Annotated in this window: 1 protein-coding gene; it reads right to left on the bottom strand. The window is 72.7% G+C overall.

Annotated elements, in window-relative coordinates; translation table 11 throughout:
• A partial coding sequence (locus tag QSK21_RS34695) for a tetratricopeptide repeat protein (RefSeq protein ID WP_285701969.1) occupies positions 1–256 on the bottom strand: 256 nt, incomplete at both ends.

Below are 256 nucleotides of genomic sequence, written 5' to 3'. Positions count from 1 at the left end.
GTTCAGGCTCGCGGCGAGGTCGGGCAGGTAGGCGGCGGGTTCGGCCTCGGCCAGCCTGCGGTAGATTTTCACGGCTTCGCGGGTCGGCTCCAGCGCGGCCTGCCTGTCACCCGCCTCCGCCAGGCGGTTGCCGAGGTTGTTCAGGCTCGCGGCGAGGTCGGGCAGGTAGGCGGCGGGTTCGGCCTCGGCCAGCCTGCGGTAGATTTTCACGGCTTCGCGGGTCGGCTCCAGCGCGGCCTGCCTGTCACCCGCCTCC

Source organism: Actinomadura sp. NBRC 104412 (genome assembly GCF_030269515.1).
In the GTDB taxonomy this organism is placed as follows: domain Bacteria; phylum Actinomycetota; class Actinomycetes; order Streptosporangiales; family Streptosporangiaceae; genus Spirillospora.
Note: the sequence above shows the minus strand (reverse complement) of the source record. Positions and strands in the feature narration are given on the sequence as shown.